The organism is Nitrospira tepida, from assembly GCF_947241125.1.
Lineage (GTDB): Bacteria > Nitrospirota > Nitrospiria > Nitrospirales > Nitrospiraceae > Nitrospira_G > Nitrospira_G tepida.
The window spans coordinates 4,129,708-4,144,852 of sequence record NZ_OX365700.1; the positions used below are offsets into that span (position 1 = coordinate 4,129,708).

General features: G+C 61.5%; 16 protein-coding genes. 5 read left to right on the forward strand and 11 right to left on the reverse strand.

What is annotated here, in order from left to right; translation table 11 throughout:
- Nucleotides 1-276 precede the first annotated feature (276 nt).
- The gene (locus QWI75_RS19575) at nucleotides 277-1,629 is read right to left on the reverse strand and encodes a class I SAM-dependent methyltransferase (protein WP_289270958.1); all 1,353 of its coding nucleotides are present in this window, start codon (nucleotides 1,627-1,629) and stop codon (nucleotides 277-279) included.
- 362 nt (nucleotides 1,630-1,991) lie between these two features.
- On the opposite strand from QWI75_RS19575, the gene QWI75_RS19580 reads away from it, so the two are divergent.
- The gene (locus tag QWI75_RS19580; protein WP_289270960.1) at nucleotides 1,992-2,915 is read left to right on the forward strand and encodes a substrate-binding domain-containing protein; all 924 of its coding nucleotides are present in this window, start codon (nucleotides 1,992-1,994) and stop codon (nucleotides 2,913-2,915) included.
- A 37-nt stretch (nucleotides 2,916-2,952) separates the two neighbouring features.
- On the opposite strand, the gene QWI75_RS19585 is transcribed toward QWI75_RS19580, so the two are convergent.
- From QWI75_RS19585 to QWI75_RS19595, 3 genes are all read right to left on the reverse strand, one after another.
- Nucleotides 2,953-3,552 carry a VOC family protein gene (locus tag QWI75_RS19585; protein WP_289270962.1) on the reverse strand — a complete coding sequence of 200 codons (600 nt, stop codon included), beginning with the start codon at nucleotides 3,550-3,552 and terminating at the stop codon, nucleotides 2,953-2,955.
- A 115-nt stretch (nucleotides 3,553-3,667) separates the two neighbouring features.
- Complete coding sequence (gene amaB / locus QWI75_RS19590) at nucleotides 3,668-5,194, reverse strand: L-piperidine-6-carboxylate dehydrogenase (RefSeq protein WP_289270964.1); 1,527 nt, start codon at nucleotides 5,192-5,194, stop codon at nucleotides 3,668-3,670.
- 46 nt (nucleotides 5,195-5,240) lie between these two features.
- Nucleotides 5,241-6,329, reverse strand: a complete 1,089-nt coding sequence (locus tag QWI75_RS19595) for a saccharopine dehydrogenase family protein (protein WP_289270966.1) — start codon at nucleotides 6,327-6,329, stop codon at nucleotides 5,241-5,243.
- Between the two features lie 432 nt (nucleotides 6,330-6,761).
- Here QWI75_RS19595 and QWI75_RS19600 point away from each other — a divergent pair, with 432 nt between their 5' ends.
- On the forward strand, nucleotides 6,762-7,010 hold the full coding sequence (locus QWI75_RS19600; RefSeq protein WP_289270968.1) for an ImmA/IrrE family metallo-endopeptidase: 249 nt from the start codon (nucleotides 6,762-6,764) through the stop codon (nucleotides 7,008-7,010).
- A gap of 84 nt (nucleotides 7,011-7,094) precedes the next feature.
- Here QWI75_RS19600 and QWI75_RS19605 read toward each other — a convergent pair whose 3' ends face one another.
- A complete protein-coding gene (locus tag QWI75_RS19605) occupies nucleotides 7,095-7,568 on the reverse strand; it encodes an EVE domain-containing protein (RefSeq protein ID WP_289270970.1) in 474 nt (157 codons plus the stop codon).
- 164 nt (nucleotides 7,569-7,732) lie between these two features.
- Here QWI75_RS19605 and QWI75_RS19610 point away from each other — a divergent pair, with 164 nt between their 5' ends.
- Nucleotides 7,733-8,545 (forward strand): YdcF family protein, encoded by an 813-nt coding sequence (locus QWI75_RS19610; RefSeq protein WP_289270972.1) that lies wholly within the window; start codon nucleotides 7,733-7,735, stop codon nucleotides 8,543-8,545.
- A gap of 27 nt (nucleotides 8,546-8,572) precedes the next feature.
- On the opposite strand, the gene QWI75_RS19615 is transcribed toward QWI75_RS19610, so the two are convergent.
- Together QWI75_RS19615 and QWI75_RS19620 are read right to left on the reverse strand one after the other, a co-directional pair.
- Complete coding sequence (locus QWI75_RS19615) at nucleotides 8,573-9,814, reverse strand: PQQ-dependent sugar dehydrogenase (RefSeq protein ID WP_289270973.1); 1,242 nt, start codon at nucleotides 9,812-9,814, stop codon at nucleotides 8,573-8,575.
- On the reverse strand, nucleotides 9,811-10,194 hold the full coding sequence (locus tag QWI75_RS19620) for a hypothetical protein (protein ID WP_289270976.1): 384 nt from the start codon (nucleotides 10,192-10,194) through the stop codon (nucleotides 9,811-9,813). The genes QWI75_RS19615 and QWI75_RS19620 overlap by 4 nt, the downstream gene beginning before the upstream one ends.
- A 253-nt stretch (nucleotides 10,195-10,447) precedes the next feature.
- Between QWI75_RS19620 and thrH the strand changes: the two genes are divergently transcribed.
- Complete coding sequence (gene thrH, locus QWI75_RS19625) at nucleotides 10,448-11,068, forward strand: bifunctional phosphoserine phosphatase/homoserine phosphotransferase ThrH (RefSeq protein ID WP_370693653.1); 621 nt, start codon at nucleotides 10,448-10,450, stop codon at nucleotides 11,066-11,068.
- Between the two features lie 152 nt (nucleotides 11,069-11,220).
- Here thrH and QWI75_RS19630 read toward each other — a convergent pair whose 3' ends face one another.
- On the reverse strand, nucleotides 11,221-11,475 hold the full coding sequence (locus QWI75_RS19630) for a hypothetical protein (RefSeq protein WP_289270979.1): 255 nt from the start codon (nucleotides 11,473-11,475) through the stop codon (nucleotides 11,221-11,223).
- A gap of 108 nt (nucleotides 11,476-11,583) precedes the next feature.
- Complete coding sequence (locus tag QWI75_RS19635) at nucleotides 11,584-12,342, reverse strand: hypothetical protein (RefSeq protein ID WP_289270981.1); 759 nt, start codon at nucleotides 12,340-12,342, stop codon at nucleotides 11,584-11,586.
- A 152-nt stretch (nucleotides 12,343-12,494) separates the two neighbouring features.
- Between QWI75_RS19635 and QWI75_RS19640 the strand changes: the two genes are divergently transcribed.
- On the forward strand, nucleotides 12,495-14,366 hold the full coding sequence (locus QWI75_RS19640; RefSeq protein WP_289270983.1) for a caspase family protein: 1,872 nt from the start codon (nucleotides 12,495-12,497) through the stop codon (nucleotides 14,364-14,366).
- Nucleotides 14,367-14,514: 148 nt separating this feature from the next.
- Here QWI75_RS19640 and QWI75_RS19645 read toward each other — a convergent pair whose 3' ends face one another.
- Both QWI75_RS19645 and QWI75_RS19650 read right to left on the reverse strand, forming a co-directional pair.
- Nucleotides 14,515-14,697, reverse strand: coding sequence for a hypothetical protein (locus tag QWI75_RS19645; RefSeq protein WP_289270985.1), 183 nt, complete (start codon nucleotides 14,695-14,697; stop codon nucleotides 14,515-14,517).
- The gene (locus tag QWI75_RS19650) at nucleotides 14,694-15,044 is read right to left on the reverse strand and encodes a hypothetical protein (protein WP_289270987.1); all 351 of its coding nucleotides are present in this window, start codon (nucleotides 15,042-15,044) and stop codon (nucleotides 14,694-14,696) included. The genes QWI75_RS19645 and QWI75_RS19650 overlap by 4 nt, the downstream gene beginning before the upstream one ends.
- Between the last annotated feature and the right edge of the window lie 101 nt (nucleotides 15,045-15,145).

Consider the following 15,145-nt stretch of genomic DNA (forward strand, 5'->3'; position numbering starts at 1 on the left):
ATATGATGGCACCGGAGAAACGCCGTCAGTGATTCTCTTCGCCTTCCTTCTATACCAAGCTTTGCTTGAACCGGCGGCTCATCGGGCGAAGCCCCTCTTCGTTGATGCCGCCGGAGAAAGATCTTCGGTAGTTCTTTTGGCCTTCCTTCTCTTGTCCGACAATGGTCCCTGCACAGCGCAGGTGGACCACGGCCCCTTCGTCACAGACCACGGCCCATGCTTATAAGCGTTTACCTACCAGGGGTCAAGAAGGCGACGGCCGCTGCGACCGCTTGCTTACGACGTGCCCGGCTGGTCGGCGCGATACCAGTCGGCTCTGGTCAAGGGCAGGTCGCTTCGGCCGCCTCGCGGTTTGGACAGGAGGGTTTGATACACATCGAACAGGCCCATGTGAAATCCACGAGCACAGGCCGCCATGTAGAGACGCCAGACTCGATAGGTGCCCTCGCCGACCAGGGTGACGATCCGATCATGCGCCGATTCGAGTCGCCGGACCCAATGCCGGAGGGTCAGGGCGTAGTGTTCCCGAAGACTTTCAACGTCCCGCACATGAAAGCCGGTCCGTTCTGCTTCGCGGGCCGTGACATGCAGCGGAACGAGCTGGCTGTCTGGAAAGACATACTGTTCCATGAAGGCCCCCATGCCCCCCGCATCGCCTTCGCGGCATCCGATCCCGTGATTCAAGAATACGCCCCCATCGCGCAACGCCCGCCAGGCCGCGGCAAAATACTCCGGGAGCTTCTGTTCTCCCACATGTTCGACCATTCCGATGCTGACGACTTTATCGAATGGCCGATCCTCCGGGAGATGCCGATAGTCGCGTACCTCGATCCGACAGCGATGGGCTAGGCCCTGCTCCTGGATACGGTGCTGCGCCAGCTCCGCCTGCCGTTCGCTGAGGGTAATGCCGACCGCTTCGACGCCGTACCGTTGCGCCGCATGCAGAACCAGCCCGCCCCACCCGCATCCAATGTCGAGCAGCCGTTCGCCCGGCTGGAGGCGAAGTTTCCGGCAGACATAGTCAAGCTTCCGCTCCTGCGCGGTGTCCAACTCCTCGTCCAGCCGCGCGAAGTAGGCGCAGGAGTAGACCATGCGGCGATCCAGCCACAACCGGTAAAACTCGTTGGACGTGTCGTAGTGGTAGGACACCGCCTGCTTGTCCCGCCCGGCTGAATGCGCGGCGCCGCGCAGGGAGACAGGCGACCGTCCTCCGGCGGCCGGCCTGTTCGCCGGAAGTCGCCAGAGCCACCAGCCGTATCGAGCCAAGTCCTTGAACGTCCAGCGCCGGCCGGCGAGGAACCACCCCAGATCCGTCGCGGCCTCCAAGTCGCCTTCCACATCGATGTCGTCATTGACAAAGGCTTCTCCCACCGCCAACTGACTGGGGCGGAAACAGAGGGCTCGTAAGGCGCCCGGATGTTTGAGCACCAGGGTAAAGCATCTGGGTTGTCCAGCCTCCGGTTCCCAGATCCGTCCGTCCCAACAGCGCACGGCGAAGTTCCTTGGTCGATAGGTACCGATCAGGCGTTGCAGAACCAAAAGGGATTGGAAACTGAGGTCCGTCGTCTCATTCTTGGTGCGGGCGACGTCGCGGAACGCCTCATTCTTCCGGCAAGATTCGACTATCATACGACACCTCCTGCTGAGGTGGCTACGATTATCCAGTAGAAAACTGCAACGTCGGTGCCAAGAGAGTTTCCCGCTACTTATGCGCAGTAACCGCCATCCGCTCTGTTGCGGGATGCAACAGGCTGTTGCAAAACGGGGCTGATTCGCCCCTGTCCAGCCTTTGTTGTCGCACGCAAATGAGAATACTATGACCGACGTGGTGGCAGGGGGATCTGGTGATTGGCCTAGTCTATGGGAATCCCAAAGCTTTCCAGCAGGTTAGAAAAGATTTCGTCCGAATCCACGACCAGAGTGTTTGGTTATAGAATAAAGGAAGGTCCGATCTCAGTGGAGTAATGAATCCGAGGAGGTGAAGAACCATCATGACGACACAGCGATCAAAGCCGATCTGTGGGATCGATGCGAAGTCCAGACCGTGGTTCACGATGGCCCTGGGTGTCCTATCGGTCCTGTGGTTCTCAAGCGGAGGCACGACCGGGCTGGCGGCTGAGTCTCATCGCATTCTTGTGGTGGGCCACGGTCCTGAGCAGCCGGTCATTCAAGAACTCGCGCGCGCTTATGAAAAACGCCATCCTGGAACGGTCATCGATATCGAGTGGGACCGGGTGTTGGACACGGTGGCGATGGTCAAGAGCGGGCAGGCCGATTTGGCCGTGACGGGCCAACGGGATCCGGAGTTGCGCGCCGCGCAGGTTGCGTGGGACGGCATCGCCGTCATCGTGAATTTCGCGAATCCGCTGTCCGAGGTCACCACCGATCAGGTCCGCGCGCTCTTCAGCGGAGAGGTTCAACGATGGTCTTCATTCGAAGGCTCCGATGCGCGGGTCGAATTGATCCGCCGGACGCCGGATCAAAATATCGACAGCGGATTTGAGGAATCCCTCGGGATCGTCGGAAAAATGCCGGAATCCTCCAAACCGGCCCGATCCGATCAAAAAACATTGGCCAGCGTGTCGGGCAAGGACAACGCCGTGAGCTACATCTCGCTCAAGGCGGCGCTGGATGCGCAGGGATTGGGAATTCCGATCCGAATTCTGACCATCGACAAGGTCGAGCCGGGAGAGCCGACGGTGAAGGAAGGACGGTACAAGCTGCGGCGGCCGGTGCTGTTCCTGTCGAGGAAGGAGGCGCACCCTTTGGTGGATTCGTTCACAGCCTTTGCGCAGTCGGCCGAAGGGCAGGCCATCCTGTCGAAGATGTATACGGCCTATACCCCGCCTCCGAATCAGCCGAAGGAAGCGAAGCCCCGGGACTCCAACGCTCCAGAGGCCAAGCAGGCAAGCTGACAGCGGTACGCAACGACCATGGAGGTGCGGCGGCGCGCTATGGTTGCAGCACCGTCGATCGCATGAGTCCGTCCGCCTGGGGAGGCGAAAAGCCCTGATAGCCGGCATGGCGTTCGGTCAGCTCCAGCACCGAGAAGGGCTCGCCGTCGACCGATTCCGGAACCGTGAAAATTTGTCGGAGCGCGCTGCCGGGCGCGCCGACGATCTCACCGGCGAAACGCACGCCCTTGGCCTTCAACCGGGCGATCGACTTGTCGATGTCTTCCACCCGCACCGCGAGATGGTGAAAGACCCGGTCTCCGAACTTCGCGACCCACCGCGGGATCACGCTGGTCTTGCCTCGGTCATCCGCATAGGCCTGATCGACGAAGAGCGCCGGATAGCCTGGCGCGCGATAGACCTTCGCATACCAGTCACTGTACTCGATGGTTTCGGCATACTCATAGCCGAGGTCCACAAACTCCTGCGCGCGCCGATCGATATCGTCCGTCCGGATCGTCAGATGGTCGATCACCGGCAGCAGTCCCACCGCGATGCTGTCCAGATCCGCCTTGATCGCCTGAGCGGCGCGGTTCTTCGCCACATAGTCCGCCACCATCGGTTCGATCAACGCATCTAACTTGACCCCATCCCGCATAGTCCTCCTCCCTCTTTGGAATCAGGCCTCATTCGCCAAGCGTCAATCGTCAACGGTAAGAGGGCCGGCCAACCGAGAAGCCCGATGAACGAATGACGAATGACGATTGACGGCTTCATTCTCCGAATCGGATGCCCTGGGCCAGCGGCAGGTCGGTGCTCCAATTGATCGTGTTCGTCTGTCGCCGCATGTAGGCCTTCCAGGAATCCGAGCCGGCTTCCCGCCCCCCGCCCGTCTCTTTCTCCCCGCCGAAGGCGCCGCCGATCTCCGCGCCGGATGTGCCGATGTTCACGTTGGCGATGCCGCAATCGCTCCCGGCCGCGGACAGAAACCGTTCGGCTCTGCGGACACTGTCGGTGAAGATGGCCGAGGAGAGGCCCTGCGGCACGTCGTTGTGCATGGCGATCGCTTCATCGATCGTCTTGTAAGTCATCAAATACAGGATCGGCGCAAAGGTCTCCCGTTGAACCGCTTTCCACCGGTGCTGGGCCGAGACGATCGTCGGCTCGACATAGAACCCGGGCCGGTCCAACACCGACCCGCCGACGAGGACCTCTCCGCCTTCCCGCCGCACCTCATCCAAGGTCTCCCGGTACCGTTCCACGGCGGCCCGATCGATCAGCGGCCCCATGAGCACCCCCGGTTCAAGCGGATCTCCGATCCTCACTTGCTTATAGGCGGCGATCAATTTGGTCAATAACGTATTTCGCACGGACTCATGCACGATCAAACGGCGGGTGCTGGTGCAGCGTTGCCCCGCCGTGCCGACCGCGCCGAACACGATCGCGCGGGTGGCAAGTTCAAGGTCCGCCTGTTCATCGACGATGATGGCGTTGTTGCCGCTCAATTCCAGCAGCGTGCGGCCCAGCCGTTTCCCGACCAACTCCGCCACCCGGCGCCCGACCGGGACCGAGCCGGTGAAGGAGATCAACGGAAGGCGCGCGTCTTCCACCATCCGCTCCGCCAGGCTCACATCATCCGAGAGCACCAGACCGAAGACGTCGGGATAGCCCTGTTCTTCCAGCACGGCCCGGAAGATCCGCTGGACGGCGAGCGCGCATAAGGGGGCCTTGGGAGAGGGCTTCCACAGGACCGTGTCGCCCGCCACCGCCGCGATAAAGGCGTTCCAGGCCCAGACGGCGACGGGAAAGTTGAAGGCCGTGATGACCCCGACCACACCGAGCGGGTGCCACTGTTCGTACATGCGGTGCGCCGGCCGCTCGGACTGCATGGTCAGCCCGTAAAGCATCCGCGATTGGCCGACCGCGAAATCGGCCATGTCGATCATTTCCTGCACCTCCCCGTCTCCCTCGGCCTTGATCTTGCCGACCTCCAGGGAAACCAGCGTGCCCAGGAGATCCTTCTTCTCCCGCAAGGCCTGGCCGATCAGGCGAATGACCTCGCCCCGCTTGGGCGCCGGCACCATCCGCCAGGCGAGGAAGGCCTGCTGCGCCGCGCCCACAACCTGCTCATACTCCTGAATCGACGCGCGAGAGACCGTCGCGAGCGCCAAGCCCGTGGCGGGATTCAGCGACTCAAACGTCCGGGTCTGATCCGGCGCCGGCGACCAGGCTCCGATCGTGGCGCCCGGATTCAGTTGCGACAGACCCAGTCGATCCAGAATGTGCGCCGCATCCACCATCGTCGTTTCCCGCTGTCAGCCTGATTTTCGTCCGGCACTCGACCGCCTATCGATAATAAATTCCGAACCGGTTCTCCAGAAAACCCTGAAGCGGGAAGGACTCTTCGGTGATAAAGCCCTTGTAGGCCTCCGGCTGTTGCAGCACGAGATCCACCACCGCGCAGAGTGCCGAAGCGGTCGTCACTTGGATCGCCGACCAGAGCCGCCCGGCGATCGTTTGCGGATAGACCTTCTTCACGTAGGTCTCTTCGAACAGCCCTCCCTGCTGCTGGCCGGTGACCGCCACATAGATCAGCACCACGTCCTGCAAAGTACGGGGGACCGCCCGTTCCAGAATCCGTTTCAAGGTCTCCCGATCCTCGTTCAATTTGAGGTCTTTCATCAGCAGGTGGATCTTCTCGCAATGGCCGGGATAGCGCAGGGTCTTGTAGTTGAGCGTCCGGACCTTGCCCACGTAGGTATCGGCCAACGTGCCCAAGCCGCCGGAGGTATTGAAGGCCTCGTAGAGCAAGCCGTCCACTTCGATCGTTTCGTACCCTTCCAGCGGCTGTAAGGGGACCTTTTCTCCCTCCTCGATGCCGTAGCAGATGTTGCCGTACTCGTTGATGAGGCCGTCGGTGGACCAGGTCAGCGAGTATTTCAACGCATTGCTCGGATGGACCGGCAGCGCGCCGACCCGCATTTTGACGGTATCCAGCGATTCAAAATGCGTCATCAATTCATGGGCCACGATGCTGATGAACCCGGGCGCCAGCCCGCATTGCGGCACAAAGGCCGTGGACCCGCCATGGCTGAGGATCTTGATCTGGTCGGTGACGCCGACATCCTCGGTCAGGTCGAAATAATGGACCCCGACCTCCTGCGCCGCCCGGGCGACCGCCAGGTTGCAATAATAGGGGAGGCTGGAGATGACGGCGACCGGAGCATGCAGTGTCAAGTAATGGAGCAGAGCGCCCCGGTCGTTGACATCGAGGCTACAGGGTGTGAAATGGGAGAGGTCCAGATCCTTCCCGAGCTGGAGCGGGACATCAATGTCGAGGTCAGCCAAATGCACGGCATAGTCGCCGCTCTTCGCGAGCAAACAGGCGATCAAGCCCCCGATCTTTCCGGCCCCGATGACCAGCACGGTGTGCATCGATTCAACTCTCCGTCGCCTCATTATAACGTGCCGGCAGAAAAGGAAAACCCTTAACCTCTCATTGAACATCTCATTGCGCAGCCCCTTGTCTCCCGGCACTCATGCTCTGCATGAACTTTATTCTTGCAGCCGATTTCGCCGGGATTGTTCAGGCAAGGCTGGAACCGGCGCGGCGATTCAGGACCCATTGGCTGAATGAGCGCTACTCAGACGGTCGGGCTCTCTGAACAATCATCAAGAATGGGGGGATGCGAAACCAGGCTGATTGAAATCCGCAACGCATTGATAACACGTTGTTTTTTGACTGAGGATGGCCCAAGGCCGAATATGTTAGGCTCTTACTGCCCGAATCGAATCGCAATCGAGAGAGCGGGCGCGGCATCTCTTTTCAACACTCACACACATATATGGCATCTGGAGATTGGTCTCATGCTACGAATCCCGGCTCACGTGATATTGCCGTTCGGATATCGGATCCTGGTCAAGCAAGTCACGGACAGCGAGATGGACGCCAGGGACAAGGACGCCGACGGCATCTGGGACAGCGATACCAGGACGATCTATATTCGGAAACGGTTGCCTGTGACACGCCGGCGCTACATCCTGGCCCACGAACTGGGCCATGCCTGGTTGGATTGGCAACATCGCCACCTCGACAACGGCAAGGCCAGCACCTGATCTGAAACATCTCCGCAAGGGATCCGGCCGTCTGGCCTGCCTAACAGAACCCTGGGTTGACGCCCTCGCCGCCAGCGCGCCCGGTCATTCATCTGCGAGCTTCAGGATCGCCTTCCACTCGTCCGGCTTTACCGGCTGGACCGACAGCCGCGACCCTTTTCTGAGCAGCTCCATGCGCTTGAGCGGAGCCTGTTTTCTCAGCAGGTCCAGGCCGAGCGGCCGGAGAAACTTCCTTACGAACTTGATGTCCACCATCTCCCAGACCGGCTTGGAGGGATGGCTCTTCGGATCGTAGTGCTTGTCTTTCTTGTCGAAGGCGCTGTCATCCGGATAGGTCGTGCGCACGACTTCGGCGATGCCGACCACAGCCGGCGGGTCCGCGTTGCTGTGATAGAACAGCACCTGATCACCAACCTGCATGGCCCGCATGTAGTTGCGGGCTTGGTAGTTGCGCACGCCGTCCCAGCAAGTCCGCTGCCCCGGCGAGGCGGCCAGATCATCGATTGAAAAGGCCGAGGGCTCCGATTTCATCAGCCAATACCGTCCGCTCGTCTTCATGGCCCATCCCTTCTTCTGCGTTTCTCTTGTCGCCCGCTGAGAGACTCGTTAAGCTGCCCTTCTACACCACGTTGAGAAGGCCGAGGCCTGAACCAACTCGATGGACCCCCTCGGCCCGATCACGGCCGCAGCCCATCGATGGACTGTCATGAGGAGGACGCTGCATGGAGCTCTCCCCGCTGCTCTTTGGACTCTATAAGTTCGCAAAATTCTTTCTCTACCCCGTGACCTGGCTGGCCTTCTCCCTCGGCTGGCTCACGCTGATCCTGCTGCTCCCCTATTCACCGCGCCGGCACAACAAGCTCCGCTTGTTTGGATTGTCGGCCTGTTTCATCCTGCTGCCGCTCGGCACTCCCATGGTGTCAGGCTCATTGCTCGCCTGGTGGGAAACTTTGGCGCCGCCGTTCGACGAATCCGTTTCCCGCCGGTTTGACGCCATTGTCGTGCTCGGCGGCGGGGTCAAGGCCCACGGCACGCTGCGTCCGGACGACAGCCTCAGCGAGTTCAGCCTGGAGCGGACGACTTGCGGCGCAGACCTCTTCCTCCGGAACTTCGCCCCCAAACTGGTCCTCACCGGGGGAGACGCCCGGGTGTTCGGCCGCGGCCCGGTCGAATCCGTCGTCATGGCCCAATGGGCGACTCGTTTGGGAGTGCCACGGAATGCGATCGTCGCCGAAACCAAATCGCGCACCACCTACGAGAATGCAGTCGAAGCACGGGCGCTCCTGGGCCCCGGCTCCGTGCTCCTCGTGACCTCCGCGGGCCATATCCCTCGGGCCGTCGCACTCTTCCGCAAACAAGGCTTTCAGGTCACCCCCTACCCCTGCGGCTACCTCTCGAAGGACCGCCCGGAGGATCTGTCGGACACCTTCACGCCCTTCGATGCCATGCCCCAACTCGGCGGTCTCGCGGCCGCCGAGTTTCTCATCAATGAAGTGATGGGCTTCGCCGTCTATTGGTTGGCAGGCAAGGTGTGAATCGGCCGGCGGCCGGCTAGGAACCTGCTACCGCAAGGTCGCGAGCCGATAGATTCCTCCTCCGTGATCCACCACGTACAGCTCGCCCTGTTCATCCTCACCAAACGAGGAAATGCGAACACCGGTCTGGAGGGCCACGTGAGGTCCCTGAGAGACCGGAGCCGAACGAGCTGAGCCAGCCCGTACCAGGTCGAACACCTCGCCGCTGCAATAGTCCGCGTAGAAATAGACGCCGCGGTACTCCGGCATCGCACTTCCTCGATAGACGTAGCCGCCGATGATGGAGCAGCGCCCGGATTCGTGGCCATATTCGGCCACCGGCAAGATCAAGCCATCGGCCTCGCAGCCGTCGGGGGGAGAAAAACAGTGGGTCCCTTCCATGACCCGCCAGCCGTAGTTGCCTCCGTTGGCGACGAGGTCGATCTCTTCCCAACGATATTGCCCCACGTCGCCAGCCCAGAGATCCCCGGTCTGCCGATCGAATGAAAATCGCCAGGGGTTGCGGAGGCCCGACGCATAAATCTCAGGGCGCCCTCCGCTTCTCGCGAAGGGATTATCCGGGGGAATCGCAAACGGCCTGCCTCGATCCACGTCGATCCGCAGAATCTTGCCCAACCGTTCCTGCCTGTTCTGCGCGCGATTTTGGGGATCACCACCGGAGCCCCCGTCGCCGAGCCCGATGTAGAGGTATCCGTCCGGGCCGAACGACACCATCCCGCCATTGTGGTTCGCATAGGGTTGATCGATCACCATCAGGATGGCTTCGTCCGGCGACGCCATCAGTGGATCGTGTGGTGACCGGGCAAATTCGGCGATCACCGTCGCCCCGTCAGGCTTGCGGGTATAGTTCACGAAGAACCGGCCGTTCGTGTGGTAGCGCGGATGAAAGGCCAGCCCGAGCAGGCCGCGTTCGCCGCCGGACAGCACCCGATCGGTCAGATCGAGAAAGGGACGTTTCAGCGGAGGCGAGGGTTTGCCGGCCGTCGGCAGCACGCGAATCCGCCCCGATTGTTCAACGATGAATAGAGAGCCGGTCCTATCTCCGGCATGGGTCAGATACAACGGCTCTTCGAGATCGCCGCGCGTCACCGGGATGAGCTGCAAGGCGGGACGGTCGGACGACCCCACGGAAGCGGCGCCACGCTCCCCCTCCGCCGATCCGGCCACGACCCAGCCGATTCCGATGACCAACAGCAGGCCGGGCCACGCCACCCGCCGGCCTGTTGCGCCGGCCCGTTCCGCCCCGTTCGCGCGACCCTCCGTCGTCATCGTTGCAGAAACGCCAAGAGCGCGCGATAGGTCAACTCCCTGACCCGCGCGCGGGAGCCGTCGGGACCGTTCGCCGCGCCAACCGGACCGGCCTGGCCGAGATTCGATTGGAGCCAGACCTGTTCCTTGATGAACGGCTGCGCGTCGTTGCACAGGGTCCACATCTGATGAAGGAACTCTTCTTCGAGCCCGACTTGAAGCCCTTCGGATTCGATCCGGTCGTCCAGAATGGCCAGTAAATCGGAAATGGCCTGATCCGGCCGGTAGGGATCGGAGCGAAAGCCGAACGATCGGACAGCTTCGTCTTCCTGCGCCGCTTGATCGACCAGATCCTGCATGTAGGAGCGCAGCACGCCGATTTGATGACCGGTGAGCGCCATCGCCAGTTCTCCGCTTTCGCGATTATGTGCGAATCCGTCAGGCGGGGCAAGCCACGCCGCCCGCTGATCGCGGACTGTTGCACTCCGGAGGTGGACGGCCTGGATGAACGCACGGTTGGCGACCGCCGCTCCGATTCGTGCCGTTTCTTGACCCTGCCGCGAAGCCTCACTTATGATGAGCGCCCGCGCGGTCGCGCGGATGAATCAACCAGCGAGCCGCAACCACCATTCACAGGTCACGAAAGGCAGGACGATGCAGAACCCCGTCATGGTGTGTTTAGACCTGGAAGGCGTCCTGGTCCCGGAAATCTGGATCAACGTGGCCGTCAGGACCGGCATTGAGGACCTCAAGATCACCACCCGCGAGATGCCCGACTATGACGCACTGATGAAGCGCCGGCTGAGCATCCTGGATGCCCACAAGTTGACCTTGACGGATATCCAGGAGGTGATTGGCACCATGAACCCGCTGGAAGGCGCTCCGGCCTTTCTCAACTGGCTGCGCGAACGGTGCCAGTTCATCATCCTGTCCGACACCTTTTATCAGTTTGCGCTGCCGCTGATGCGGCAGCTTGACTATCCGACCCTCTTCTGTAACCAGCTCGAAGTCGACCAGGCAAATTGCATCACGAATTACTGCCTGCGCCTGCCGGACCAAAAGCGCCAATCGGTGAAGGCGCTCAAGGCCTTGAACTTTTTCGTGATGGCAGCAGGCGACGCCTACAACGACACGCCGATGCTCGGAGAGGCCCACGTCGGCCTGTTCTTTCGCCCACCGGACAAGATCGCCAAGGAGTTCCCGCAGTTTCCGGTCACCCACACCTATGAGGAGCTGCAAGCGCATCTCGTTCAGAAAGGCGGGCTGCGGGCCTAATGTCGTGTCCCCTTACCGCCTCCTCTCCGGGGTGCCCGTTGCTCTGCCATTGCAACGGGCCATGGGAGAGGGCAAGAGAGAGGGGGATGCAAAGTCGATCGGTTAGAGTGGGGAGAGAGACGATCCAGTGACGCGACGCGGCCGGCGGTCGTTTACTTGTTCTCGACCTGCTTCCAGCCTTTTTTTTGCAGGCAGGCGGCGATGCGCTGCTTCTGAATCGTTTGGTTGGTGTGCATGGAGGCCACGCCCGGATTGGTCTGCATCAACGTGAGAAACTCCCGTTCACAGGCGTTCCAGTCGTAGGTGAGATGTTCTTCCTTCTTCGTCGGATGAACCCACGTGGTCGTCTCGCAGGCGGAAGACAACAGGCAGACCGCAAGCACCGGCAGTAGACGGATACTCCACATCAACGCCTCCGTGACCCGGATTCCATGCCAGACGGGTCACGGAGAATAGTCCAGTTTCCTTCAAGCGGTCAAGCCTGGTTGGTCCCAAGTTCACCGTTCTCCCTCGAATCAAGACCGAACTCGTGTAGGCCAGATCTCCTGCAGGTGCATCACCGCCTGCTCCAACGCTTCATCACCGGCGATGCTCCGGGTGATATCTTTCGCGTTCTCCTCCTTCGGATAGATTGGCGCCACCCGCAGCGACCGATGGATGACCGGGTAGGAATTCGACTGCACCGGCACATACAGCCGATTCAACCTGGTCCAGGCCCGCCCATCCGATCGGGCCAGCACCCGTCCCGTCTCGACCTCGATCAGGGCCAATTCCGCCAACGCATTCGTCCTCATCTCAAATCCCGGCACACCGGGACGGGTGCCTCCCTGTTCCAGATCACCGGTCAAGGGCAGGCGCATCGGCACCTCCGATTCGGCGTTGGAGAACACGACCAAGAGCACATAGGGCAGCGCCTGTTCTCGGCCAAGACGCGCCACTTCGGGAGGCTGCTGTCCATCGGAAATGCGGAACGGAGTGAACCGCTTGATGATTCGAATCGGCAACGCTTCTTCCACACGCTGCTTCACTTGGTCCGTCAAGAACGCCGTCCCTTCTTCAGTCAGCGCAGGCGCGGAGTCGCGATCCGATGTGTCGTTTACCACCAGCACCCCTGCTTCAAGCGGACCACCGGCCCGTTTCATCAACTCCTCTGAAAGCGTCTTGCCCCCATCGGGCGGAGGCTCCACATAGGCATCCATTCGAGAGACCGGTTTGGTTGTACAGGCGACAAGCAGACAGACCGACACCAGCAAAGCCCCTGTGATGCGGCGCATTGCGACCCCTCCTCTTTGAGTTCGGTGCAGCCAAACCCACCTGCCTGTATGATCCTCGCCCCTTTGCGGAGGAGTCAAGCGGACCCACTCGGCGGCGCTTCCGGTCGCACCCTGTTGCACCGGGCTGCCCATTCCGGTACCGTACCCCGACCATGCTTTCTCAAAGACAGATTCGGCTCCTTGCAGCAACATCGATCGTCTGGGCGCTGAGCACCGCGTGCGACAAGTTCAACGTGCCTCGGTTCAGCCATGATCCGGTCGGAGGACCGGTCGCTCCGATTTCGGTCCGGGTAGTCTTGGACCAACAGTTGGAGAATGCGATCTTCACCCAACCGGTTTGCGATAACCAACTGTGGGAAGGCCGGATCGCAGAGGCGTTGGCGCAGAACATTCGAGATGCGGGGCGGACCAGGTTCAAATCTACACAGGTCGTCGCCGCCTCCGAGACCGCCGCGTCGTCACAGTTCCCGGCCGACTATCAAGTCCTGTTGCGGCTGGTGAACAAGGACTTCGTCGGCAAGGACCGGACCGGCTCCACCGATCAGTATATGGCGCGCATCGACTTGGATTTGGCAGCGACCTACCAGGCCGTGCTCCCGGATGGGACCGTGCGAACGATGGGGGAAGGGCCGCTCCGGTACTCCGATAATGTCAGCATCTTCACGCCTCGCGTCGGACAGGCCGGAGGACGCTGTTTGACCGGTGGGTTGGATGGGACGCTCGCTAAGGCCTCCCGTGCGCTGACGGACCAACTTTTTGCCGTCGTGGCGCAGTTGCCGGCAGGAGGCCCCACCTCCACGGCTGTAGCAGGGGCAGCTTCGAGTCCGGTCGGAGCCATGGCTGTGCCTCAACCGCCCGGCGCCGCGCCAATGATTCTTCGCGTGAGTCTGTTGGACGACAACCAGAATCACATCCTGGAGCCGGGCGAGAAGATCGGGCTCAGGGTGGACGCGACCAACACAGGGGCCGGCGTCATCACCCACGCACCGTTGTCCTTGGGTGGGACTCCGTCTCTGATCGACGCCTTCGCCCAATCCGGCGCCGGATCGCAGGACCTCGGTCCGATCAATCCCGGCGCCACCAAGAGCACGGTGCTCTGGGGGAGAATGCCCTCGTCCCTCTCAGCCGATCGCGGGGAACTCACCGTCTCAGTGACTCCTTCGTGGATCGATCAACGGGGCACGGCTCTCGCGTCCGCGCCGGTCGGACAGACGCTGGTGGCGGCGATCAGATCGGGAGGGAGCACAATTGCGGAAGGTCAGAATGTGGGCGGCAGGGCATCCGTCTCCCCCGCCGACCACAATCGCCTCGCGCTCGTCGTGGCCGTCCGGCATTATCGCGATCCCTGGCCGGGGGGGGACGCCAAACCGGCCGCCGATCCCGCCCGGCTCGCCGCCTCCTTGCAGCAAAAACTCGGCGTCTCGAAGGACCGTCTCATGCTGCTGGAGGATGAGCTGGCCAACCGGCTCGATATTGAAGAAGCCCTGACCCGCTGGCTTCCGGAGCGGGCCGGACGCGAGACCGTCCTGTTCGTGTATTTCGTCGGCCACACGATCGTCGATGCGCAAACGGGCGAGGTCTATCTCGTCCCTTATGACGCCGCGCCCGATGCGCCGCTCTACCGGTTTCTGCCGCTTCGCCGGCTTCATAGTCATCTGAACCAGCTCGACGCGAAACTGTCGCTGGTGTTTATCGACGGTTCGATGTCCCGCGTCAATTCAACCTCGGCCTCGACTACTCCGTCCAAATCCAAGAAAGCGGCCACAGCGGCTTCGCCCAACTGGCAGGGGGCCCTCGACAGGGTATCGAACGGCAAGGGTCTAATCATCCAGTTTGCGCGCCGAGAGTCTCAACAGCCTTTCCAGGCCGAACATTTCCTGGCAGGGTTCGACGGACAGTCCGATCTCGATCAGGACGGCCAGGTGACAGTCGGCGAACTCCTCCGTTCTCTCAAGGGCCAGGCCGTCACGGTGCCGCTGATTTCCGCCTCTTCGCCGGAACTCAGCATCGTCCTGTCGCGCTGACCCGCAAGAGGAGGTCTTGTTTTTGGATCTTGACGTCCCACCGAGAACGATGGATGAGCCACGCGCCCGTGTTTCCCTTCGGAACCGCCGGCCATAGGCTGGTCATCCATACGCGAGTAGAGCCCTGCCTTGGAAGGAGGGTCCCAGTCTAGGAATGAAGGTCGAGGAGTGTCCGCACTTCTTGCCCGACTCCCAACGCCTCGGCCTGGGCGATCAAATTTTCCCGATCTGCTGGGCTCGGTTGTTGCACGGCGACAATGCTTCTGGCGTCCCGGAGATCGATGGGTCCCCCCGCATAAACTTTCAGGAGCACCAGCGCTTGCCAGTTCACCACTGGCACCGCACAACCACTCCCCTGAGCGCGACATCAGCCCACTTCGGCTGGAGGACGATGAGCTGAACCGGCACATCTTGCCCTGCGCACTTCAGGACAAGCCGGAACACGCCACGCAAGGGATCATCGGTACCGCCAGGCTGATACATCGCGTCGAGGTGAGCGGCGAGCGCCTTCGGCTCCGCTGTTCCGAGTGCAACGGCAAGATCGATATCCTGCGTGGCTCGTGCGAGGCCCCACACGGACGCGGCGAAACCGCCGACCAGCGCATAGGATTGCAGCAGACGTTTCTCTCGCGCCTTGTCGAGGCGTTCAACAGCCTGGGTTAGAGCTTCCGGGAACACACGTGGCTCAGGTCAAGGCAGAAGTCCGAGGCTCATGGACAGCGGGCGCTTGCATTGCCGGAGGTGTTAATAAGTCAATACTCATGCCTGACCCCATATCC

Excerpts from the sequence above, each read along its gene's own strand:
- QWI75_RS19575 (WP_289270958.1), bottom strand. The coding sequence starts at position 1,629 with ATGATAGTCGAATCTTGCCGGAAGAATGAGGCGTTCCGCGACGTCGCC.
- QWI75_RS19580 (WP_289270960.1), top strand. The coding sequence starts at position 1,992 with ATGACGACACAGCGATCAAAGCCGATCTGTGGGATCGATGCGAAGTCC.
- QWI75_RS19585 (WP_289270962.1), bottom strand. The coding sequence starts at position 3,552 with ATGCGGGATGGGGTCAAGTTAGATGCGTTGATCGAACCGATGGTGGCG.
- amaB (WP_289270964.1), bottom strand. The coding sequence starts at position 5,194 with ATGGTGGATGCGGCGCACATTCTGGATCGACTGGGTCTGTCGCAACTG.
- QWI75_RS19595 (WP_289270966.1), bottom strand. The coding sequence starts at position 6,329 with ATGCACACCGTGCTGGTCATCGGGGCCGGAAAGATCGGGGGCTTGATC.
- QWI75_RS19600 (WP_289270968.1), top strand. The coding sequence starts at position 6,762 with ATGCTACGAATCCCGGCTCACGTGATATTGCCGTTCGGATATCGGATC.
- QWI75_RS19605 (WP_289270970.1), bottom strand. The coding sequence starts at position 7,568 with ATGAAGACGAGCGGACGGTATTGGCTGATGAAATCGGAGCCCTCGGCC.
- QWI75_RS19610 (WP_289270972.1), top strand. The coding sequence starts at position 7,733 with ATGGAGCTCTCCCCGCTGCTCTTTGGACTCTATAAGTTCGCAAAATTC.
- QWI75_RS19615 (WP_289270973.1), bottom strand. The coding sequence starts at position 9,814 with ATGACGACGGAGGGTCGCGCGAACGGGGCGGAACGGGCCGGCGCAACA.
- QWI75_RS19620 (WP_289270976.1), bottom strand. The coding sequence starts at position 10,194 with ATGGCGCTCACCGGTCATCAAATCGGCGTGCTGCGCTCCTACATGCAG.
- thrH (WP_370693653.1), top strand. The coding sequence starts at position 10,448 with ATGCAGAACCCCGTCATGGTGTGTTTAGACCTGGAAGGCGTCCTGGTC.
- QWI75_RS19630 (WP_289270979.1), bottom strand. The coding sequence starts at position 11,475 with ATGTGGAGTATCCGTCTACTGCCGGTGCTTGCGGTCTGCCTGTTGTCT.
- QWI75_RS19635 (WP_289270981.1), bottom strand. The coding sequence starts at position 12,342 with ATGCGCCGCATCACAGGGGCTTTGCTGGTGTCGGTCTGTCTGCTTGTC.
- QWI75_RS19640 (WP_289270983.1), top strand. The coding sequence starts at position 12,495 with ATGCTTTCTCAAAGACAGATTCGGCTCCTTGCAGCAACATCGATCGTC.